The organism is Nocardioides panacihumi (genome assembly GCF_039530925.1).
In the GTDB taxonomy this organism is placed as follows: Bacteria; Actinomycetota; Actinomycetes; order Propionibacteriales; family Nocardioidaceae; genus Nocardioides; species Nocardioides panacihumi.
Window position 1 is genome coordinate 1,009,611 of record NZ_BAAAPB010000001.1, and the last position, 22,183, is coordinate 1,031,793.

The following is a 22,183-nucleotide window of genomic DNA, read 5'->3' on the forward strand; positions in this document are numbered from 1 at the left end:
TCAGAACCCGAACAGGTGCCGCTGGTCGTCGAGCAGCTTCAGCAGCACCGGGATCTGCCACTCGCGGCAGAGCCGGTCGGCCTCGCGGGCGTGCGCGGTCGCGGCGGCGAGGTCCCCGCGGACGTACGCCGCCAGCGCGAGGTAGCGGTCGACCGGCCCGGTGGTGTTGCCGGAGCCGGCGCACGAGTTGCAGCCGGCGTACGGCAGCAGGCGGTCGTACATCGCCGAGCCGAGCTCCGGATCGCCCAGGTAGGCGGCGGCCTCGGCCGCGTGGCACCAGTTGAGCAGCGAGAACCAGTCGTCGACGTCGAGCTCGAAGGGGTGCGAGACGCGATACTCCCTCGCCTCCTCGACCTCACCGGCGCGGCACAGCAGGGCCGCGACGCTCGAGGACACCGGCAGCGTGCTCGGCAGCTCCATCACCGTGCGGGCGGCCTCGTCGTACTGCCCGGACCAGACCGCGATCGAGATGCCGCAACCCACGACGAGCGCGTTCGCCCCGGGCAGCGAGACCCGACTGCTCAGCTCGGTGATCAGCGCCGTCAGCTCGCGGGCCTCCTCGGCGTGACCGCCCAGGCTCAGCCACGGGATGCCGAGCGCCTCGACGACCATCCGCGGGTAGTGCAGCCGCAGCTCGTCGGCCGGCCCGCGCGCGGCGTCCCGGGCCGCGTCGGTCTCCGCGCGGCGCCCGAGCTCGTTGAGCGCGATCGCCCGCTGGGCCGACGCCGAGACGAGCGCGACGCGGTTGCCGGTGCGATCCGCGAGCGCGGCCGCCTCGGTGCTGAACGCGAGCCGGTCCGCCATCGTGCTGGGCTTCCACAGCGCCGGGGTGGCGACCAGCAGCGTGTGCAGCAGCAGCTCGTCGTCGCCGATCCGACGCGCCATTGCGAGGGCCTCGTCGACGAGGGCCCGGCGCTCGTCGTACGCCGCCACCTCGTAGAGCTCCATCGCGAGCGCGACGAGCACCCGGCACCGCAGCGGTGAGTCTTCGCCGGGCAGCCGGGCCAGGCTGTCGCGGAGCGCGTCGATGACCGTCCGGGTGAACGTGCCGTGCGACTCCGGCTCCCACAGCGCGCCCTCGGTCAGGCTCGCGGACGCGCGGGCCAGCCGGACCGGGTCGTCGATCTGCCGCGCGACCTCGATCGCCTTGACGACCGTCGCGGCGAGCTCGTTCCAGCGGACCAGCCACCGGTAGGCGTCGGCCAGCTGCATCAGCGCGTCGTACCGGTCCTCCGCCGTCGCCGACGCGTCGCTGCCCATCAGCCCGATCGCCGACTCGAGCAGCACCGCACGATCCTCACGCGCCTGCAGCCGGCGGGCGACCTCGGCGGCCTCGAGGCAGGCCACCCGTGCCTTGGTGGCGTACGCCGGCCCGGCGGCGAGCCAGTGCATCGCCAGCTCCGTCTCCCGGCCGCCCGCCTGCTCCATCGCGGCGGCGATCCTCGCGTGCTCGCGGGCCCGGCGCGATGCCGTCAGGCCGGTGTAGAGCACGTCTCGGACCAGTGCGTGCTCGAAGGCGTAGCGGTCGACGCCCTGCTCGGCCACCAGCCCGGCGGCCTGCGCGGGGTCGATGACGTCGAGCAGGTCGTCCTCGTCGACGCCGGTCGCCCGCGCCAGCGTGGCGGTGTCGAAAGCCTGCCCGATGACGGCGCCGGTGCGCAGCGCAGCCACGGTCGCCACCGGCAGCCGGGCCATCCGACGGGCGATGACCTCCTGGACGGCCGTCGGCGGGCTCTCCTGGAGCAACCGCTCGATGTCGCCGCGGGCGCCGGCGAGCCGGGCGTACTCGACGAGGAAGAACGGGTTGCCGGACGTGCGTGCTCGGATCGCCTCGGCCTGGGCGGGCGACGGCGCCGTGCCGCCGACCTCGGCGAACACCTCGGCCGACTCCTCGGCGCTGAGGCCGCCGAGCTCCAGCCGCGCCGCGTGCCTGCGGGCGAGGGCCTCGGCCAGGTCGGCCAGCGCGGGGCCGGCCTCGGACTGACGCCGCCAGGTGGAGAGCAGCAGCAGCCGCTCCGCCTCGGCCGTCTCCACCAGGAGCCGGAGCACGCGCAGGCTGGAGGAGTCCGCCCAGTGCAGGTCGTCGAGCCACAGCACGGTGGGCTGGGCGGCCGCCGCCCGGCGTACGGACCGGGTGATCTGCTCCCACACCCGGAACTGGCTGCCGTCGTCGTCACGCACGTCGATCTCGGGCAACGGCTCCCCGAGGCCCTCGAGGACCGTCGACCACGGCCACAGCGGAGGCGCGCCGTCGTCCTGCGACCCGCGTCCGGTGAGCACGCGGGCGCCCAGCGTGCGGGCGAGCTCGACGATCTCGCCGGCGAGCCGGCTCTTGCCGATCCCGGCGTCACCGGTGAGCACCGCGAAGCTGGGCACGCCGGCCGTCGCGCTCGACAGCGCCCCGGTCAACGTCGCGAGCTCGCGCTCCCGGCCGACGATCCGCCACGCTGCGGGCGCGGCCGGTGAGCTCGGAGCCGGAGGCGCGGTCGGTGGTGCGGGCGCCGGCTCCGTCCTCTGCCGCGGCACCCCGACGCGCCCGGCCGGTGGCTTCCAGAGCAGCGAGTCGTCCTGGCGCAGCAGGGCGGTCTGCAGCTCACGCAGCTCGCGCGAGGGCTCGAGCCCGAGCTCCTCGTCGAGCAGGGTGCGGACCGTCGAGATCGCGTCGAGCGCCTCCGCCTGCCGGCCCGAGCGGAACAGGGCGACGGCGCGCATGCCCCACAGCCGCTCGCGCAGGGGATACGTCGCCGTGAGCGCCTCCAGCTCGCCGGTCAGCGTCGCGTGGCGCCCGAGCGCGAGCGAGACCGAGACACGCTGCTCGAGAGCCGCCAGCCGCAGCTCCTCCAGGCGCCCACGTTCGGCGACGGCGGCGGGTGCGTCCTCCAGCTCGGCGTAGGCCGTCCCCCGCCAGAGCGCGAGCGCCCGGTCGAGACGCTCCAGCGCGGCGGTGAGCTCGTCCGTCGACAGGGAGCCGGGGTCCCGCAGCCGCTGGTCCTCCTCGTTGACGGCACGCTCGAAGCGGCCGGCGTCGAGGACCGTCTCGTCGACCTGGAGCGCGTAGCCGGGCGCGACCGTCACCAGCACCGTGGCGGGTGCCCGGCGTTCGCGCTGCGGCTCGAGGACACGTCGCAGTCCGGAGATGTAGGCCTGCAGCGTCGCCGTCACGCCCGGCGGCGGGTGGTCGCCCCACAGGAGGTCGACGATCGTGTCGACGGAGACGGCGCGACGGCGCTCCAGCGCGAGCACGGTCAGCACCGCGCGCTGCTTGGGTGTGCCCAGATCGAGAAGGTGGTCGCCGAGTCGAGCCTCCACGGGGCCGAGGACGCCGACCTCCACGCGGGGATCCTAAGCGCGCCGGACGCCCGGCGTCCCGAAACACCGCCTCCGTCGTGCTCCGTCGCGCTCTGTCACCATGGCGGGCATGCAGCTGGGAGAGGGCACAGGCCCGCTGAAGGGCGTCCGCGTCGTCGAGATCGCCGGCATCGGGCCGGGGCCGCACGGCTGCCAGATCCTGGCGGACCTGGGTGCCGACGTCATCCGCGTCGAGAGGCCGGGCGGGGGTGGGCTCGGCGGCGGCCCGGACGACCTGACCACGCGCGGTCGGCCGAGTGTCGCGCTCGACCTCAAGCGTCCGGAGGCGGTGGAGACGGTGCTGCGGCTCGTCGAGACCGCCGACGTGCTCGTCGAGGGGATGCGACCCGGCGTCGCCGAGCGGCTCGGGCTGGGGCCCGACGCCTGCCGCGGCCGCAACCCGCGACTGGTGTACGCGCGGATGACGGGCTGGGGGCAGAGCGGCCCGCTGGCCGAGGCGGCCGGCCACGACATCACCTACATCGCGACGGCGGGTGCGCTGTTCGGCCTCGGGCAGGACCCCGCCCGTCCGCACTTCCCGATGAACCTGCTCGGCGACTTCGGCGGCGGGTCGACGTACCTCGTCATCGGGATCCTGGCCGCCCTCCTCGAGGCGCGCGCGAGTGGCGCGGGGCAGGTCGTCGACGCGGCGATCGTCGACGGCACGGCGCACCTGCAGACCATGGCCTACGGACAGATCGCGGCGGGAGCGCACCACCCCGACCGACGGGCGGGCGGGCTCCTGGACGGCGGGATCCCGTTCTACGACGTCTACGGGACCTCCGACGGTCGGCACGTCGCGGTCGGCCCGCTGGAGGGCAAGTTCTACGGCGAGCTCTGCGAGCGGCTGGCGCCGTACCTCGGCGATCGGGCGATGCCGGAGCAGTACGACGTCGCGCGGTTCGCCGAGATGCGCGAGACGCTGGCCGCCGCCTTCGCGAGCCGGACGATGGCCGCGTGGGCGGAGACCTTCGAGGGCACGGACGCGTGCGTCGCGCCGATCGTCACCATGACCGAGGCCGCCGACCACCCGCACCTCGCCGCGCGCGGCACGCTGGTCGAGCACGAGGGGAGACTCCAGCCGGCGCCCGCTCCCCGCTTCAGCCGTACGGCGGCCACGCTCGGCGCCCCGCCCGCCGCAGTGCCCGGCGCGCACACCCGAGACGCCCTTGCGGCGTGGGGCATCGAGGGCGTGGACGCCCTCATCGCGGACGGCGTCGCGGTCCAGGCCTGAGGAGCGGCGGGCCGCGCGACGCCTCTGCGGTGGCGCCGGGCGACGATCATTGTTACTGATACAGGTGTCGCACTAACAGCCGCGAGCAGGTAGTTTGTGCGCATGGTCGCCACGCCCTCCGCACCGTCCGGCACCGAGCACGCCGACGTCGTCATCATCGGAGCCGGCCTCTCCGGCATCGACGCCGCCGCCCACCTGCGCCGTGCGCACCCGGACAGGACGATCGTCGTGCTCGAGCAGCGCGACCACCTCGGTGGCACGTGGGACCTCTTCCGCTACCCGGGGATCCGGTCCGACTCCGACATGTTCACGTTCGCCTACAAGTGGCGGCCGTGGGAGTCGACGAACACGCTCGCCGACGGCCCGCTGATCAAGGACTACCTCGAGTCGGTGGCCGCCGACGAGGGTGTCGACAAGCTGATCCGCTACGGCCACCGGGTGCGGTCGGTCGCGTGGGACAGCGGCACCGACACGTGGACCATCCAGGCCGAGAGCGACGGGCTGCCGGTCACGCTGACCGCGCAGTTCCTGTGGAGCTGCACCGGCTACTACGACTACGAGCAGGGCTTCCAGCCCGAGTTCCCGGGCGCAGCCGACTTCGAGGGCACGTTCATCCACCCGCAGTTCTGGCCCGAGGACCTCGACCACACCGGCAAGCGGATCGTCGTCATCGGATCCGGCGCCACGGCCGTGACGCTGGTGCCCGCGCTCGCCGAGTCGGGGGCCGAGCACGTGACGATGCTGCAGCGGACGCCGTCGTACATCCTGTCCCGACCCGGGAAGGACCCGCTCGGACAGGGCCTGCGACGGGTGCCGTTCCGCGCGCGCCTACCGTTCAAGAAGCTGCGCGCCGCGTCCTACTACGAAGCGCTGCGCTGGGAGAACATCGGCCTGAGCGTCGGCGTCTACCACCTCGTCCAGCGTGCTCCGCGGATGGCGAAGAAGATCATCCGCAACCACCAGATCGCCTCGCTGACCGCGCGCGACGGGGGCGCCGGCTTCACCAAGGCGGAGGCAGAGGCGTACGTCGACCAGCACCTCACCCCGCCGTACGACCCCTGGGACCAGCGGCTCTGCGCCGTCCCCGACGGCGACCTGTGGAAGGTGCTGCGCGAGCGCCGGGCCGACATCGTCACCGACCGGATCCGGACGATCACGCGCACCGGGGTCGAGCTGGAGTCCGGCGGGTCGCTCGAGGCGGACGTCATCGTCAGCGCGACCGGGCTCAACGTCAAGATCTTCGGAGGCATCGACGTCACCGTCGACGGTGAGCCGCTCTCGCCGGGCAACACCACGGCCTACCGCGGGGCGCTGCTCGCCGGGGTGCCGAACTTCGCGTTCACCATCGGCTACATCAACGCTTCGTGGACGCTCAAGGCCGACCTGGTCTCGTCGTGGTTCAGCGGGCTGATCGCCGAGATGGACCGTCGCGGCGCCCACCGCTTCGTCGTCGCGGAGCCCGACGTGCCGGGCTCGCGTCCGCTGATGGACATGAAGTCGGGCTACCTGCTGCGCGGCGCACCCCACATGCCGAAGCAGGGCGACAGCTTCCCGTTCGAGGCGAAGCAGAACTACCTGGCCGACCTCAAGGTGCTCGCGTCCGGCGAGTACGACGACGACCACCTGACCTTCGGCTGACGTCATACGAGGTGGCTGCTATGACAGCCACCGCGCATGACGTCCCGCGCGGAATCGTCGTACGGCGGCCCGGCCGCGTAGTCTCTGACGTGGCGGTGGCCGTTCCAGTCTTGCCCCGGCCCGCCTGCTTCGGCCCGTTTCGTGGCCGCTTCCTTCCTCTGGCGAGACAACCCCGCGAGAGTTGAGAAACCCTTGTCGTTCACCGACCTGGGCGTGCCCGCACGCCTGTCCGCACTGCTCGAGCAGCGCGGCATCACCACCCCGACCCCCATCCAGGCCGCGACGCTGCCCGACAGCCTCGCCGGCCGTGACGTGCTCGGCCGCGGCCGCACCGGCTCCGGCAAGACGTACGCGTTCCTCCTGCCGCTCGTCACCCGCCTGCTCGACGGGCCCCGGGCCACCGCGCGCAAGCCCCGCGCGCTGATCCTCGCCCCGACGCGCGAGCTCGTCGCCCAGATCAAGGAGGCGCTCGACCCGTTCGCCTCCGAGGCCGGACTCACCGTGCAGACGGTCTTCGGCGGCGTCGGGCAGAACCCGCAGGTCCAGGGCCTGCGCAACGGCGCCGACATCGTGCTCGCCTGCCCCGGCCGGCTCGAGGACCTGATCAGCCAGGGTCACGCCGACCTCTCCGCGGTCCAGATCACCGTCCTCGACGAGGCCGACCACATGGCCGACCTCGGCTTCCTGCCGGCCGTGCGCCGCCTGCTGCAGAAGACCCCGCGCGGCAGCCAGCGCCTGCTGTTCTCCGCGACCCTCGACCAGGGCATCGACGTGCTCGTCAAGCAGTTCCTCGTCAAGCCGGTCACGCACGAGGCCGACTCGGCGCAGTCGCCGGTCTCCGCGATGGACCACCACGTGCTGCACCTCAACCGCGAGCACCGTCTGGCGGTCCTCGTCGACCTCGCCAGCGCACCCGGCCGCACGGTCGTCTTCGCCCGCACCAAGCACGGCGCCAAGGCGCTCGCCCGGCAGCTCAACAAGTCGGGCGCCCCGGCCGTCGAGCTGCACGGCAACCTCTCGCAGGGCGCTCGCACGCGCAACCTCGAGGCGTTCCACTCGGGCAAGGCCAGCACGCTCGTCGCCACGGACATCGCCGCGCGCGGCATCCACGTCGACGACGTCGCGCTCGTCGTCCACGCCGACCCGCCGGCCGAGCACAAGGCCTACCTGCACCGCTCCGGCCGCACCGCGCGGGCCGGTGCCGCGGGCACGGTCATCACGCTGATGCTCGACGAGCAGGTCAAGGACGTCCGCGCGCTGACCCGCGCCGCGGGCATCAAGCCCACCATCACCCGCATCCAGGACGCGCGTCACCCCGTCCTCGCCCAGCTCGCGCCGGGCAAGCGGACCTTCATCGACGGCGGGTACGTCGCCGAGACGATCGAGGCCGCCCCGGCCGGACGGCCGCGCTCCGGCGCGCCGGCCCGTCGGCGTACGGGCTCGCGCTCGGCCGGCGCCCCTGCCCGCTCCGGCAGCTCGGGCCAGCGCCGCCGCCGCGGCTGACCTGCTCCGACCGTTGAGTGTCTCGGCCACCCCTGGGTGGCCGAGACACTCGAGGCTCGCTGACTAGAGCGCGCCGAACACCGCGTAGTCGTCCGCGCTGATCCCCAGCTGCGCCAGCAGGTCCTGCTGGATCAGCGTGACCTGACGGGCGACGCGCTCGACGACCTGCTGCTGCGTCTCGTCCTGGTGGTCGAGCCACCAGATGATGCTGGCGTCGATCAGGCCCATGATGCCGGCGTACACCCCGTCGGCCGCGGGGATGGCCGGGACGTCGCCGCCGTTGCGGCGGAGGTACTCGCTGCTCGAGGCGACCAGCATCTCGAGGAACCGACCGCGGCCCTGGCGCGGCCCGCTCGCCGCGCGCGCGTGCTGGCGTGCGGCGAGGAAGCGGTAGAGGTGCGGGTGCTCGGCAGCCCAGGCGACGGCGGCCTCGACGGCGTCGTGCGCGGTGTCGCGCAGGTTCGCCGGATGTGCCACTGCCGGCCGGACCTGCTCCAAGAAGCTGTCCGCGGCGAGCCGGCCGACCTCGGCGTCCAGCTCCTCCTTGCTCGCGATCACGCGGTAGACGTGCGGCCGCGGGACACCGGCCCGCTCGGCGATCTGCGCCATGCCGACGCCGGGCCCGAGCTCCTCGATGCACGAGACGGCGGCGGCGACGAGGGCGTCGCGCCGCGCCGTGCCTGTCCGTGGCGTCTGAGCCATGTCGTGCCTCCTGTGAGCGGCATCACGCTACCGGGTGTCCTCTTGTCGCCGTCCGGGCGCCGGTGGTACACCTTGTACCTGGTACAGGTTGTACCACCAGGCTCCCGGTGTCCACCGGCGTGCCGTCCGGACCGGAGGAACTGATGCCGCCACGTCGATCACCCTGGATGGACCAGGACCTCGACGACTTCCGCGATCTCGCCCGCACGTTCTGCGAGAAGGAGATCAAGCCGAACGTCGACAAGTACATCGCGAACAAGCATGTCGACCGCGACCTGTGGAACAAGGCCGGCGAGGTCGGTCTGCTGTGCCTCTCCATCCCGGAGGAGTACGGCGGTGGCGGCGGCACGTTCGCCCACGAGGCGATCCTCATCGAGGAGCAGGCCCGGGCGACCGACAGCTCGTGGGGCGTCTCGCTCCACAACGGCATCGTCGCCCACTACATCCTCGCCTACGGCACCGAGGAGCAGAAGCTCCACTGGCTGCCCAAGATGGCCAGCGGCGAGGTCGTCGGCGCGATCGCGATGACCGAGCCCGGCACCGGGTCCGACCTGCAGAACGTCACGACCCGAGCGATCCGCGAGGGCGACGAGTACGTCGTCAACGGCACCAAGATCTTCATCACCAACGGCTCGCAGGCCGACGTCGTCGTGACCGTCGTGAAGACCAACCCCGAGCAGGCCGCCTCCGGCATCTCCCTGGTCATCGTCCCGACCGACACCCCCGGCTTCTCCCGCGGGAAGGTGCTCGACAAGATCGGGATGAAGGGCCAGGACACCTCCGAGCTCATCTACGAGGACGTCCGCATCCCCGTCGCCAACCTGCTCGGCGCCGAGGAGGGTCAGGGCTTCGTCCAGCTGATGGAGCAGCTGCCGCAGGAGCGACTCCTCGTCGCCGTCGCCAACGTGGCCGCGATGGAGATGTGCTTCGACGAGACGCTGCGCTACGTGCACGAGCGGCACGCCTTCAACCGGCCGATCTGGGCCTTCCAGAACACCAAGTTCAAGATGGCCGAGATCGCCACCGAGGCGCGCGTCGCCCGCTCGTTCCTCGACGAGTGCATCGGCCTGCACCTCGACAGGGAGCTCGACATCCCCACCGTCGCGATGGTGAAGCTCTGGTGCTCGGAGCGTGCCCAGAAGGTCGCCGACAAGTGCCTGCAGCTGCACGGCGGCTACGGCTACATGAACGAGTACCCGATCGCCCGCGCCTGGGCCGACCTCCGGGTCTCACAGATCTACGCGGGGACCAGCGAGATCATGAAGGAGATCATCTCGCGCTCCCTCGCCGCACCCGCCTGACCCCGATCCATCCCCTCGCTGCACCTCATCACCCGGACAGGAAATCTGATGGCTGAAGCATTCATCTACGACCACCTGCGCACCCCGCGCGGCCGCGGCAAGGCGAGCGGCGGGCTGCACGAGACGAAGCCGATCGACCTCGTCGTCGGCCTCATCGACGAGCTGCGCAAGCGCAACCCCTCGCTCGACACGTCCCGCATCGACGACGTCGTGCTCGGCGTGGTCAGCCCGATCGGCGACCAGGGCGGCGACATCGCCAAGGCGGCCGCGCTCAAGGCCGGCCTGCCCGAGACGACCGCCGGCGTACAGCTCAACCGCTTCTGCGCCTCCGGCCTCGAGGCCGTCAACCAGGCGGCCTCCCGCGTCCGCGGCGGGTTCGAGGACCTCATCCTCGCCGGCGGCGTCGAGTCGATGAGCCGGGTGCCGATGGGCTCCGACGGCGGCGCCTGGGCGATGGACCCCGCGACCGCGCTGGAGACCGACTTCGTGCCGCAGGGCATCGGCGCCGACCTGATCGCGACGATCGAGGGCTTCAGCCGCACCGACGTCGACGCGTACGCCGCGGAGTCGCACCGCCGTGCCGCGGCCGCCTGGGAGGCGGGCTACTTCAAGGACGCCGTCATCCCCGTCGTCGATGTCAACGGCCAGGTCGTCCTGGACCGCGACGAGCTCATCCGACCGGGTACGACGACCGAGAGCCTCGCCGGCCTGAAGCCGTCGTTCCTCCAGCACGGCCAGGAGGCCGGCTTCGACGACGTCGCCCTGTCGAAGTACCACTGGATCGAGAAGATCGACCACGTCCACCACGCGGGCAACTCCTCCGGGATCGTCGACGGCTCGGCGCTGATGCTCATCGGCACCGAGCAGGTCGGCCAGGACCTCGGCCTCACCCCGAAGGCCAAGATCGTCTCGGCGGCCGTCTCCGGCGCCGACCCGACGATCATGCTGACCGGCCCGGCCCCCGCAGCGCGCAAGGCGCTCGCCAGGGCGGGTCTGGGTGTCGAGGACATCGACCTGTGGGAGATCAATGAGGCGTTCGCGGCCGTCGCGATGCGCTTCATGAAGGACATGGGCATCAGCCACGACGTCACGAACGTCAACGGTGGCGCGATCGCCATGGGCCACCCGCTCGGTGCCACCGGCGCCATCATCCTGGGCACCCTCGTCGACGAGCTGCAGCGCCAGGGCAAGCGCCGCGGCCTCGCCACGCTCTGCGTCGGCGGCGGCATGGGGATCGCCACCATCGTCGAGCTCGTCTGACCACCAAGGAACCCACATGACTGACATCAGCGCCGTCACCTACGACATCGACGCGGACGGCATCGTCACCCTGACCCTCGACGACCCCAACCAGTCCGCCAACACCATGAACGAGCTCTACGCGAGCTCGATGAAGGCTGCGGTCGACCGCCTCTACGCCGAGCAGGCCGAGGACGAGCACCGTGTCACCGGCGTCGTGGTCACCTCGGCGAAGAAGACCTTCTTCGCCGGCGGTGACCTCAAGCGGATGCTGCCCATCCGCCAGGAGGATGCCGCCGAGCTGTTCGCCGAGGTCGAGGGCATCAAGGCGACCCTGCGCCGACTCGAGACCTTCCCGAAGCCGGTCGTCGCCGCCATCAACGGCGCCGCTCTCGGCGGTGGGCTCGAGATCGCGCTCGCCACCAACCACCGGATCGCGGTCGACGGCCGTTACGAGATCGGCCTGCCCGAGGTCACCCTCGGACTGCTGCCCGGCGGTGGCGGCGTGACCCGCACGGTCCGCATGTTCGGCATCATGACCGCGCTCACCGACATCCTCGGCCAGGGCACCCGCTTCAAGGTCGCGGGCGCGAAGGAGAAGGGCCTCGTCGACGACGTCGTCGCGACCCAGGACGAGCTCATCCCGGCCGCGAAGGCGTGGATCAAGGCCAACCCCGAGGCGTCGCAGCAGCCGTGGGACAAGCCGGGCTACAAGATGCCGGGCGGCAAGCCGACCTCGCCCGCCCTGGCCGCGTTCCTCCCGGCGTTCCCGCCGATCCTGCGCCGCCAGCTCAAGCAGTCCGACATGCGCGCTCCCAAGGCGATCCTGTCCGCGGCCGTCGAGGGCGCCCAGGTCGACTTCGACACCGCGTCGCGCATCGAGTCGCGCTACTTCACCCACCTGGTCACCGGCCAGCAGTCGAAGAACATGATCCAGGCCTTCTTCTTCGACCTCGGCTCGATCAACTCCGGCGCGCTGCGTCCGGACGGCTTCGACACCTACCGGCCGACGAAGGCCGTCGTGCTGGGCGCCGGCATGATGGGTGCCGGAATCGCCTACGTGCTGGCCCGTGCGGGCGTGGAGGTCGTGCTCAAGGACGTGTCGGCCGAGGCGGCGGAGAAGGGGCGGGCGTACACCGCCACCCTCAACGACAAGGGCGTCTCCCGCGGCAAGCTCACGCAGGAGAAGGCCGACGAGATCCTCGGCCGGATCACCGCGACGTCCGACCCGGCCGACGCCGCCGGTGCCGACCTCGTCGTCGAGGCGGTGTTCGAGGACGTCTCGCTGAAGCAGAACGTGTTCGCGGAGATCGCACCGCATCTCGCTCCCGGCGCGCTGCTGTGCTCCAACACCTCGACGCTGCCGATCACGGACCTGGCGAAGGGGGTCGACCGTCCCGCCGACTTCATCGGCCTGCACTTCTTCTCGCCCGTCGACAAGATGCCGCTCGTCGAGATCATCCGCGGTGCCGAGACCTCGGACGAGGCGCTCGCCAAGGCGTACGACATCGTGCTCGCCATCAAGAAGACGCCGATCGTCGTCAACGACGCGCGTGGCTTCTACACGTCGCGCGTCATCGGCACCCAGATCGAGGAGGGCCTGGCGCTGCTCCAGGAGGGCTTCGCGCCGTACTCCCTCGAGCGCGCCGCGACCTCGGCCGGCTTCCCGGTCGGCCCGCTCCAGATCGCCGACGAGCTCAACATGGAGCTCATGGTCAAGATCGCTCGGACCACGCGCGACGCGGCCGGCATCGAGGAGCTCACCGTGACCGAGCAGGTGTGCGGCGCGATGATCGAGGCGGGCCGTCCGAGCAAGCTCAAGGGCGCGGGCTTCTACGAGTACGTCGACGGCAAGCGTGGCTCGATCTGGGCCGGTCTCGGCGAGATCTTCCCGGTGGCCGAGCAGCAGATCCCCATCGAGGACGCCCGCGAGCGGATGCTCTTCCGCGAGGCGATCGAGACCGCGAAGTGCTTCGAGGAGGGCGTCCTGACCTCGGCCGCCCACGCGAACATCGGCTCGATCTTCGGCATCGGCTTCCCGCCGGCCACCGGTGGAGCCGCCCAGTTCATGACCGGCTACGAGGCCGCCGACGGGTCCATCGGGCTCGAGGCGTTCATCAGGCGCGGTGACGAGCTCGCCGACACGTACGGCGAGCAGCTGCGCCCGACGCAGTACCTCCGCGACATGGCGGCGAAGGGCGAGTCCTTCCCCGCCTGACCGCCGAGATCCGGGTTGTGGTCCGCCCAGATCCGGGTTGTGGCCCTCGCCAGCACGGCTGGCGGGGGCCACGGCCATGTTCGGCGGGCCGCGACCCGGATCTCGGCGGGCCAGAACCCGGATCTCGGCAAGCCACAACCCGGATCTGGGCGAGCCACAACCCGGATCTCGGGACTCGTCCTTTCGGTCAGGCGGGGTAGCCCACCTCGCCCGGGGACATCGGGCCGTGCGACCCTGGCGCCAGCAGCGGTGCGGCGGGGAGGATCGGGCAGTGAGCGAGCAAGTCCCCCGGCCTGTCGTGGACGTGCAGGGCCTCCATGTGCGCTTCGGCGAGGTGGAGGCGGTCAACGGCGTCGACCTCGTGGCGTACGCCGGCCACAGCACCGCCCTGCTGGGCAGGAACGGTGCCGGCAAGTCCACCACGATGCGGGTCGTCGCCGGTGTCGTGCCGCCGACCCAGGGTCGCGTGCTGGTCGCCGGTCACGACGTACGTGCCGAGCCGATCGCGGTCAAGCGTTCCGTGGGCTACTGCCCCGACGTCGGCGGACTCGTGCCGAGGGCGACCCCGTGGGAGCACCTGCAGCTCTCCGCGAAGCTGCGGCGGATGGGCCCGGGCTGGGAGGACCGCGCCCGCGACCTGCTGGAGCGCTTCGAGCTCGGCGACGTCGCGCACCGGGTCACGAGCGGGTTCTCGCACGGCATGGGCCGACGGCTGTCGGTCGTGCTCGCGGCGTTCCACGAGCCCGATGTGCTGCTCCTCGACGAGCCCTTCGACGGCGTCGACCCGATCGGCGTCGACGCGACCCTCGACGTCGTCAACGACGCTCGCGCGCGCGGCGCGTGCGTGCTCGTCTCGACCCACCTGCGCGAGCTGGCCATCGAGGCGTGCTCCTCGGTGCTGGTGCTGCGCGGCGGCGCCCGCGTCGCGACCGTGACCGCGCACGAGATGGCCGGCGAGGAGGGGGCACGTGCCTACCGCGGCCTCCTCGACTGACCTGCGATCCCGGCTGCGCGCGCGCCTGCGCGACGAGTGGTGGGCGGTCCAGGACGTCGGCCACGTGCTGCACCTGCGCGCCAGCACCGTACGCCGGCGCCGCACCGTCATCGGAGCGACCGTCTTCGTCCTCATCACCCTCGGGGCGGCGGTCGTGCCGGCGTACCTCCCCGGCGCCGGCAGCGGCGACTACGCCTTCAACCTGCTGCTGCTGATGCCGACGGCCTTCGCCGGCTTCCTGATGCTCACGCTGGCCTCGGCCGTCGCGTCCGGCGGCGGCCGGGAGCTGGTGCCGCGCGACCAGATGGTCGCCTACCCGGTGAGCCCGACGACCGACCACCTCGGTGCCCTCCTGCTGGCGCCGCTCAACATCGCGTGGCTCCTCCAGTGCTGGCTGCTCCTCGGCTCCGCGGCCTACGCGCGCGGCTCCGGCGGATCGGTCCCCGTCGTGGTCGGTGCGTTCCTGTGGGTGCTGGCCGCGACGGCGATCGGACAGGTCGTCGCGTGGGTGGTCGAGGCGCTGCGCCGGACGGCGTACGGCCTCGCCGTCGTGCGCGTGGTCGGCCTGGCCGGTCTCGCCACGGTGGCCGCCCTGCAGCTGACGAACCACCTGGGCAACGCCCTGGACGCGCTGCCCACTCGCTGGCTGGTGGTCGGCCTGCTCAGCGGCTTCGGCTGGCGCTGGGCGCTGACCCTGGTCGTCATCGTCGCCGTCTTCCTCGTGGCCGTCGCGGTCGGCGCGCTGCCGGCGCACCTGACCGCTCGCCTGCAGCCGCGCGAGGAGCTGCGGGTGGAGAGCGGGCGCTACCGGGCGCGCCCGACGACGTCTTCCGACTTCGCGGCGCTGCTGCGGGTCGACCGGGCGTCGGTCTGGCGGGCGGTGCCGATGCGCCGCGGCCTCGCCGTGCTGGCGGTCGGCCCCGGCCTCGTCTCGCTCGCCGGCAACCTGCCGTGGAACCAGCTCACGATCCTGCCGGGTCTGGTCGCCTCGGGCGGTGCGCTGCTCTTCGGCGTCAACGCGTGGAGCCTCGAGACGCGCGGCGCGCTCTGGCGGGAGTCGCTGCCGGTGACTCCCGCGACGGTCTTCGCCGCACGCGCGTGGGTGCTGCTCGAGTTCCTCGTCGTCGCCTCCGGGATCACGCTGGCTCTCGCCGTCCTCCGGGCCGGTGTGCCGACCGCCGCCGAGCTCTCGGCGCTGCTCTGCACGTGGCTCGTGGTGGTGCTGCAGGTGCTCAGCGCCTCGATGCGGTGGTCGCTGCGATCGCCGTACGCCGTGGACCTGCGCTCGGCTCGCGCGACCCCCGCTCCGCCGCTGGCGATGGTCGGCTACTCCACGAAGCTCGCCGCGAGCACGACCATCACCAGCCTGGTCTTCTCCGGCCTCGCGCAGGTGGATGCCTGGCCGCTCTCGATCCTGGTCGCGTCGCCGTTCGTCGCGTGGTCGGTGCTCAGGCTGCTGGGCGCCCGCGACGGCTGGGTCGAGCCCGCCGCCAGGGCGCGCGTCGTGATGACCGTCGCGGGCTGAGACCCGCTCGCGACACGCGGTCGCGCTCGATGCTTGCGCACCATACTGAGTATGTGCATACTCGGTATACAACCGGCGAGAGGTGAGGAATGTCCGTCAAGCACGCGCTGCTCGCGCTCCTGGACGAGGAGCCGATGTACGGCTACCAGCTCCGGGCCGCGTTCGAGGAGCGCACCGCGTCGACGTGGCCGCTCAACATCGGGCAGGTCTACACGACCCTGTCCCGCCTGGAGCGTGACGGGCTCGTCGAGGGCGGCGACACCGACGACGACGGCCATCAGATCTACAAGCTGACCGAGGCCGGCCACGGCGAGCTGACCGAGTGGTTCGGCGGCGCCGTGCCGCGCAGCCAGCCGGCGCGCGACGAGCTCGCGATCAAGGTGGCCCTCGCCGTCAGCGCACCCGGGCTCGACGCCGGTGCCGTGATCCAGCGCCAGCGGGCCGCCACGATGACCGCCCTGCAGGGCTACAACCGGCTCAAGCGCGGGACGGCCGACCTCGCCTACGGCCTCGTCCTCGACTCGCTCATCTTCGCGGCGGAGGCCGAGGTCCGCTGGCTCGACCACTGCGACGCCCGGCTGCGACGCGTGGCCGCGCAGCCCGAGGGCGGTGCGCCATGAGCGACCGGCTCGCGCCCCGCGACGTCGACCGCCTGCTGCGCGCTGAGCGGCGCTGGCTCGAGCAGGCCCGCGAGCGACTGCACCGACCTGCCCGCCTGACCCGTCCAGCACCCACCGCCGACACCGAGGAGTCCGACCGATGAACGCCCCCGTGCTCCACCTCGACCACGTCTCCCGCATCCACGGCTCGGGAGAGCTCGCGGTCCACGCCCTGCGCGAGGTCTCCTTCGAGGCGTACGCCGGCGAGCTGGTCGCCGTGATGGGCCCGTCGGGCTCGGGCAAGTCCACGCTGCTCACGCTGGCCGGCGGTCTCGACCTGCCGACGTCCGGCAGCGTGCTGGTCGAGGGCACCGACGTCACCGCGGTGGGCAACGCGGCCCGCGCCCGCCTGCGCCGTACGGCGATCGGCTACGTGTTCCAGGACTTCAACCTCATCCCGGCGCTCACGGCCGGCGAGAACGTCAGCCTGCCGCTCGAGCTCGACGGTGTCGCGGCGCGATCCGCCCGCGCGGCTGCCGCGACAGCGCTCGACGAGCTCGGCATCCTCGACCTGGCGGACCGGTTCCCCGACGAGATGTCGGGCGGTCAGCAGCAGCGCGTCGCGATCGCGCGGGCCATCGTGGGCGAGCGTCGGCTGATCCTCGCCGACGAGCCGACCGGCGCGCTCGACTCCGTCACCGGGGAGGACATCCTCCAACTGCTGCGCGCCCGGTGCGACGCCGGCGCCGCGGGCGTCCTCGTCACGCACGAGCCCCGGCACGCGGCATGGGCCGACCGCGTGGTGTTCCTGCGCGACGGCGCGGTCGTCGACGAGGCCGGCGAGCCGCTGGCGGTGAGGTCGTGAGCGGCTACGTCACGAGCTGGCGGCTCGCGCTCCGGCTCGCCCGGCGCGATCTCCTCAAGCACCGGGCGCGCGCGATCATCGCGCTCGTCATGGTGACCCTCCCGGTCCTGGCCGTCGTGACGGCCGACATCCTCATCCAGACCACGACCGTCTCGACGAGCGAGGGCATCAGCCGGCGGCTGGGCACGGACGCGACCGCCGAGCTGGAGGCGACGTCGGCTCCCATCCAGCAGGGTGGCGACCCGCTCACGTCCTGGGGCTCGACCGGGGCGGAGCTGCCGCACGCGGCGACGCTGGCCGACGTCGAGCGGGTGATCGGGCACCGCGCGAGCGTCCCCGCACCCCAGCGCTCCGAGGTGCTCGCCGAGACGTCACACGGGCGCGAGGTGGTGGTCGCCCACCAGGTCGACGCGGCGGCTCCGCTCGCCCGCGGGCTGTATCGCCTCGAGTCCGGCCGCTGGCCGACCTCCACCGACGAGGTCGTCGTCAACCAGGCGGTCCGCGACCGCGGCGTCGACGACACCCTCACCGTCGTCGGGCACAACGGGGCGACGACGGCGTACACGATCGTCGGCATGTTCCGCGACGCGACCACGCGCAGCACCGAGACGGTCCTCGGCCTCCCGGGAGCGTTCCCGGCGTCGTCGGCGGCCTCGCTGGGCGAGGCCGGCCCGGCCTGGCTCGTCGACGGTGCCCCCATCACGTGGTCGCAGGTCCAGCAGCTCAACGCGATCGGGGTGCTGGTCACCGACCGCTACCTCGCGACCCACGCCGGCGACTACCCCGACCCGAACGCCGTCGACCGCGGCGTCGACAACACGACGGTGCAGATCGCCGCTCTGATCATCGTGATGGCGCTCATCGAGGTCGTCCTGCTCGCCGGCCCCGCCTTCGCGGTCGGCGCGCGCAAGCAGCAGCGTTCGCTGGCGCTCCTGGTCGCCTCGGGGGGTACGCCGACCCAGTCGCGGCGCGTCATCCTGGCCGGTGGGGTGCTGCTCGGCGTCTCCTCCGCGGTCGTCGGTGTCGTCGCGGGGATCGGCGCGGCCTGGCTGCTCCAGCCGCTGGTCCAGCGCTTCAGCGGGGACTGGCTCGGGCCGTTCGACGTCCCGTGGCCGCACCTGGCCGCCGTCGCCGCGTTCGGTCTGGTCAGCGCCCTCGTGGCCTGCCTGGTGCCGGCCTGGATCGCGTCCCGGCAGAACGTCGTCGCCGTCCTCGCCGGCCGGCGCGGCGATGCGAAGCCGGTGCGAGCCTTCCCCGTCCTCGGCGTGGTGCTGTTCGCGATCGGCGTGCTGATGGCGGTCGCCGGCGCCCACGGCCGCGGCGACCTGTTGGTGGCCTGGTCGGCCGTCGTCTGCGTGCTCGGCATGGTGCTGCTGGTCCCCGTCGTGGTCGGGCTGGTCGCCCGGCTCGCCGGGCGCCTGCCGCTGCCGGTCCGCTTCGCCGCGCGCGACGCCGTCCGGCACCGGACGCGCACGACGCCCGCTGTCGCCGCAGTGGCCGCGACCGTCGCCGGCGTCGTCGCCCTCGGCATCTCCACGTCGAGCGACGCCAAGCAGAACCGCGAGACCTACCAGCCGCGGCTTCTCATGGGTGACGCCGTCGTCACGTCGATGAACGACTACTCGTTCGACGCCGGCACGACGTCCCCGGTCGACTGGGACCGGGTCGAAGCCCTGGTGCGCGAGAGCGCCCCACGAGCGAGCCTGACGCCCGTCGTCGGCTCTGAGCAGGCCGGCCCCGGGGCAGGCTGGGTGGACGTGGAGTTCATGGCACCGGGAGCCAGCACCGACGACGACTGGATCGGCCCCGGCAGCTCGGGCTCGGCGCTCGGCACCGACATCCTGATCTCGGACGGCGCGCTCCCGCGTCAGCTGGAGGCCTCCGTCCCGACCGCCGGTCTGGCCGACGCGCTCGGCGCCGGGCGGGCCGTGGTGTTCACCAGCGACCGGACCCGGACCGCGCTGGACAAGGTCGAGGTGCAGGTCCAGAAGTCCGACGACCAGGGCACCGTGACCGACCAGCACTCGGCGACCGTGCCGGCGACGCTCGTGTACGTCGACCCGAACCTCGCCGTCCCCGCCCGCGCGGTGCTGCCGAGCGCGGTGGCCGAGCGCGTGGGTCTCCACCCGGAGACCGTCGCCCTCGCGGTCGGTGGCCCTCACCTGTCGAAGGCGCAGGAGAAGGACCTCGACGCCGCCCTGCAGGACCTGTCCTCGCCCGCGGGCATCTACGTCGAGCGCGGCTACCAGGCGCCCGCCGCCGACGCGATCCTCAAGTGGGTGCTCGCCGCCCTGGGAGCGATCCTCATGCTCGGCGGCACCCTCACGGCCACGTTCCTGGCGCTCTCCGACGCGCGGCCCGACCTCGCCACGCTGGCGGCCGTCGGGGCGGCACCGAGGACGAGACGCGGCGTCGGGGCGGCGTACACGTTCGTGGTCGGCTTCGTGGGAGCGGTGCTCGGCATGCTGGTCGGTTTCGTGCCCGGCATCGCGGTCACCTACCCACTCACGGCCAACAGCGGCGCCACCTGCGGGGTCTCGGGGTGCACCGAGCTGGGTGCGGGCCCGTTCATCGAGATCCCGTGGCTGATGATCGCCGTGGTCGTCGTGGGGCTGCCGATCCTGACCGCGCTGGTGGTGGCGCTCCTCACCCGGTCGCGGCTGCCCATGGTGTCTCGGCTGACGTAGCGGTCTCGGACGTTCGGCAGGGCCGGATGAGTAGGTGTGCTCATGCGGACCGGGGTCGCGACAGGCCACGGTGATCCTGTGAACAGTCAGAGCGAGCCCACGACGTACGCGCCGGTGCCGTGCCCCTCCTGCGGACGGACGGTCCCTGCTCCGGGGCACGCGTGCCCCGCCTGCGGTCTCAGCCTCACCGGCCCGGTGGCCGGCCGCCTGTGGCAGGTCGACCAGCAGCTCACCGCCCTGCGTGCGGAGCGCGTCGAGCTGCTCGCGCGTCTTCGCGAGCAGGGCTCGGCGGCACCCGCCCCCTACCCGCGCTACCCGGTGCCGGGGCCCGCCGCCGACCCCGAGTGGCACCGCCGCTCGCTCTCGGGCCAGCAGGTCATCCTGGGTCTCGGCGCCCTCCTGCTGATCTCGGCCGCAGCACTGTTCACCGTCGTCGTCTGGCTGGTGGTCGGCCTCGTCGGGCAGGCGGCGATCCTGGTCGCGCTCACCGCGGCGGCGGTCACCGCGAGCAGGCTCGCGGCCCGGCGCGCGCTCCCGGCGGCGGCGGAGGCCGCGGCCGTCATCGCCGTCGGTCTCACCCTCGTCGGTGCGAACGCTGCACATGCGCGCGGGCTCGCCGGCCTCGACCGGGTCCCGTTCGACTGGTACTGGGCCGTCGCCCTCGTCGTCTGCGGCTGCCTCTTCGTCGGGTTCGACCGGGCCGTGCCGTCGGGTCCGGACGACCGTGGCGTGTGGACGTACCTGCCGGCCGCATCGGCCGCGCTCTCCGCCGCCCCGTGGTTCGCGCTGAGCGCGCTCGACCTGGGCGCCTTCGACGAGCCGGGCCTGACGCTGCAGGTCTGCGTCGGGATCGCCGGTGTCGTCCTCGGCGCCGGCGCGCTGGTGGCCTGGCTCTCCGCCCGGCGGACATGCGCCCGGGTGGCCGCGGCGTTGGCCGGACTGGTCGCTCTCGCGGCGACGGCGCTGTTCGTCGTCCTGGGTGTCGCACTGGCCTACGACGGCGGCCAGCCGACGGTCGATCGCTACGTCGCCGCCGCACTGCTGCTCGGCGCCGCCGCGGCGAGCCGCTGGGTGCCGGACGTCCGCGTGATGCCCGCCGCCCTGGCGACGACGGCCGGGATCCTGGCGCCGGCACTGGTGCTCGAGGCGCCGTACGAGCTCAACACCGCGGCCTCGCTCGTCGTGGCCGGGGCTTGCATCGCACTGCTGCGCTCCTGGCGTGCGGACTCGACGTGGCGCGTCTCCCTCACCGTCTGCCTCCTCTGGATCCAGGTGGTCCTGTGGGTGGCGGTGGCGTACGCCGCCGAACAGTCGACCGCCGCGGTCCTCACCGACGAGACGGTGACCGTGTGGTGGTGGGCGCCCGTGCTGCCTGCGGCCGCGCTGCTGGCCGTGAGCGGCTGGGGGCTCGGACTGTTCCGCAGGGCCGAGTGGGTGCTGGCCGTCCAGGCGGCGGTGGCCGTGACGGCCTGGTCCGCGCTGCGGGAGGCACCGGCTGTCGTGGCCTTCGGCGTCCTGCTGCTCCTCATGTCCTTCGAGATGGTGGTGGCGGTCGCCGCCGTGCGTGCCGCGCGCCCGCTCGAGTGGCTCCTGTCGTCGGGGCGTGCGGGTGTCGGCGCCGTGCTCAACCGCGCCGTGCTCGACCGTGTCGCACTGGTGGCGGCGGCGGGCTACTTCGTGGCGGCATGCGACCAGGCGATGCCGGCCGCCGCCGAGGTCGGCCCGAGCCGGGCGGACCTGACGGCACTGGCGTGCTACGCGGCCGCCGTCCTCGTCTTCGTGTACGCCGGCCAGCGTCACCGGCTCGGCTTCGCCTACCTGGGCTCCGCGCTGAGCACAGCCGGGACCTGGACGCTGCTCGGTCAGGGCGGGGTGACGGTCGTGGAGGCGTACACCCTTCCGCTGGCCGCGCTGCTCGGCCTCGTCGGCGCCGCGACCCACCTCCAGGCCCGGCGTGAAGGGCGGGTGGCCGGCTCGATGCTGACGATGGGACCGGCGCTCGCGGTCGCGCTCGGCCCGAGCACGCTGGTCGGGGTGACGGACGGCGGCGTCCTGCGTGTCGTCCTCGTCGTCGCGGCGGGACTCGTGTGCGTCGTCGGCGGGTTCGTCGCGCGGTTGAAGGCGCCGGTCCTGGCGGGCACGGCGGCGCTCTGCCTCGTGGCCGTCACGGAGGGCGGGCCCTACCTGTCGTACGTGCCCGGCTGGGTCACCATCGGCGCCGCCGGCGCCCTTCTCCTGGCCGTGGGCGTCTCCTGGGAGCAGGCCGTGGTGGCCGGACGCCGGAGCACGGCCTGGTTCTCAGCGCTGGGCTGACGATTCCGGGCCGACCG

The 22,183-nt window shown here is 72.9% G+C and carries 15 protein-coding genes; 13 read left to right on the plus strand and 2 right to left on the minus strand.

From position 1 onward, the window contains the following. Nucleotides 1-3,333, minus strand: coding sequence for an ATP-binding protein (locus ABD205_RS04830; protein ID WP_344042957.1), 3,333 nt, complete (start codon nucleotides 3,331-3,333; stop codon nucleotides 1-3). An 85-nt stretch (nucleotides 3,334-3,418) separates the two neighbouring features. On the opposite strand from ABD205_RS04830, the gene ABD205_RS04835 reads away from it, so the two are divergent. The 3 genes from ABD205_RS04835 (at nucleotide 3,419) to ABD205_RS04845 (ending at nucleotide 7,723) form a co-directional block, all read left to right on the plus strand. Then, nucleotides 3,419-4,582 carry a CaiB/BaiF CoA transferase family protein gene (locus ABD205_RS04835; RefSeq protein WP_344042959.1) on the plus strand — a complete coding sequence of 388 codons (1,164 nt, stop codon included), beginning with the start codon at nucleotides 3,419-3,421 and terminating at the stop codon, nucleotides 4,580-4,582. Nucleotides 4,583-4,684: 102 nt separating this feature from the next. Beyond that, the gene (locus ABD205_RS04840) at nucleotides 4,685-6,220 is read left to right on the plus strand and encodes a flavin-containing monooxygenase (RefSeq protein WP_344042961.1); all 1,536 of its coding nucleotides are present in this window, start codon (nucleotides 4,685-4,687) and stop codon (nucleotides 6,218-6,220) included. Nucleotides 6,221-6,412: 192 nt separating this feature from the next. After that, entirely contained in the window at nucleotides 6,413-7,723 is a 1,311-nt protein-coding gene (locus ABD205_RS04845) for a DEAD/DEAH box helicase (RefSeq protein ID WP_344042963.1), read from the plus strand. A gap of 63 nt (nucleotides 7,724-7,786) precedes the next feature. Here ABD205_RS04845 and ABD205_RS04850 read toward each other — a convergent pair whose 3' ends face one another. Further along, nucleotides 7,787-8,425 (minus strand): TetR/AcrR family transcriptional regulator, encoded by a 639-nt coding sequence (locus ABD205_RS04850; protein ID WP_344042965.1) that lies wholly within the window; start codon nucleotides 8,423-8,425, stop codon nucleotides 7,787-7,789. Between the two features lie 167 nt (nucleotides 8,426-8,592). Here ABD205_RS04850 and ABD205_RS04855 point away from each other — a divergent pair, with 167 nt between their 5' ends. The 10 genes from ABD205_RS04855 (at nucleotide 8,593) to ABD205_RS04900 (ending at nucleotide 22,166) form a co-directional block, all read left to right on the plus strand. Beyond that, a complete protein-coding gene (locus tag ABD205_RS04855; RefSeq protein ID WP_344042967.1) occupies nucleotides 8,593-9,726 on the plus strand; it encodes an acyl-CoA dehydrogenase family protein in 1,134 nt (377 codons plus the stop codon). 48 nt (nucleotides 9,727-9,774) lie between these two features. After that, nucleotides 9,775-10,986, plus strand: coding sequence for an acetyl-CoA C-acetyltransferase (locus tag ABD205_RS04860; protein WP_344042969.1), 1,212 nt, complete (start codon nucleotides 9,775-9,777; stop codon nucleotides 10,984-10,986). A gap of 16 nt (nucleotides 10,987-11,002) precedes the next feature. Beyond that, nucleotides 11,003-13,183 carry a 3-hydroxyacyl-CoA dehydrogenase NAD-binding domain-containing protein gene (locus ABD205_RS04865; protein ID WP_344042972.1) on the plus strand — a complete coding sequence of 727 codons (2,181 nt, stop codon included), beginning with the start codon at nucleotides 11,003-11,005 and terminating at the stop codon, nucleotides 13,181-13,183. A 271-nt stretch (nucleotides 13,184-13,454) separates the two neighbouring features. Then, nucleotides 13,455-14,177: an ABC transporter ATP-binding protein gene (locus ABD205_RS04870; RefSeq protein ID WP_344042974.1), complete on the plus strand. Its 723-nt coding sequence runs from the start codon at nucleotides 13,455-13,457 to the stop codon at nucleotides 14,175-14,177. Further along, entirely contained in the window at nucleotides 14,152-15,702 is a 1,551-nt protein-coding gene (locus tag ABD205_RS04875; RefSeq protein WP_344042976.1) for a hypothetical protein, read from the plus strand. The genes ABD205_RS04870 and ABD205_RS04875 overlap by 26 nt, the downstream gene beginning before the upstream one ends. Nucleotides 15,703-15,791: 89 nt before the next feature. After that, entirely contained in the window at nucleotides 15,792-16,322 is a 531-nt protein-coding gene (locus tag ABD205_RS04880) for a PadR family transcriptional regulator (protein WP_344042978.1), read from the plus strand. Continuing rightward, complete coding sequence (locus tag ABD205_RS04885; protein ID WP_344042980.1) at nucleotides 16,319-16,465, plus strand: hypothetical protein; 147 nt, start codon at nucleotides 16,319-16,321, stop codon at nucleotides 16,463-16,465. The genes ABD205_RS04880 and ABD205_RS04885 overlap by 4 nt, the downstream gene beginning before the upstream one ends. After that, complete coding sequence (locus ABD205_RS04890) at nucleotides 16,462-17,166, plus strand: ABC transporter ATP-binding protein (RefSeq protein ID WP_344042982.1); 705 nt, start codon at nucleotides 16,462-16,464, stop codon at nucleotides 17,164-17,166. The genes ABD205_RS04885 and ABD205_RS04890 overlap by 4 nt, the downstream gene beginning before the upstream one ends. Then, a complete protein-coding gene (locus tag ABD205_RS04895; protein ID WP_344042984.1) occupies nucleotides 17,163-19,853 on the plus strand; it encodes an FtsX-like permease family protein in 2,691 nt (896 codons plus the stop codon). The genes ABD205_RS04890 and ABD205_RS04895 overlap by 4 nt, the downstream gene beginning before the upstream one ends. A 78-nt stretch (nucleotides 19,854-19,931) precedes the next feature. Then, entirely contained in the window at nucleotides 19,932-22,166 is a 2,235-nt protein-coding gene (locus tag ABD205_RS04900) for an SCO7613 C-terminal domain-containing membrane protein (protein WP_344042986.1), read from the plus strand. Nucleotides 22,167-22,183 lie beyond the last annotated feature (17 nt).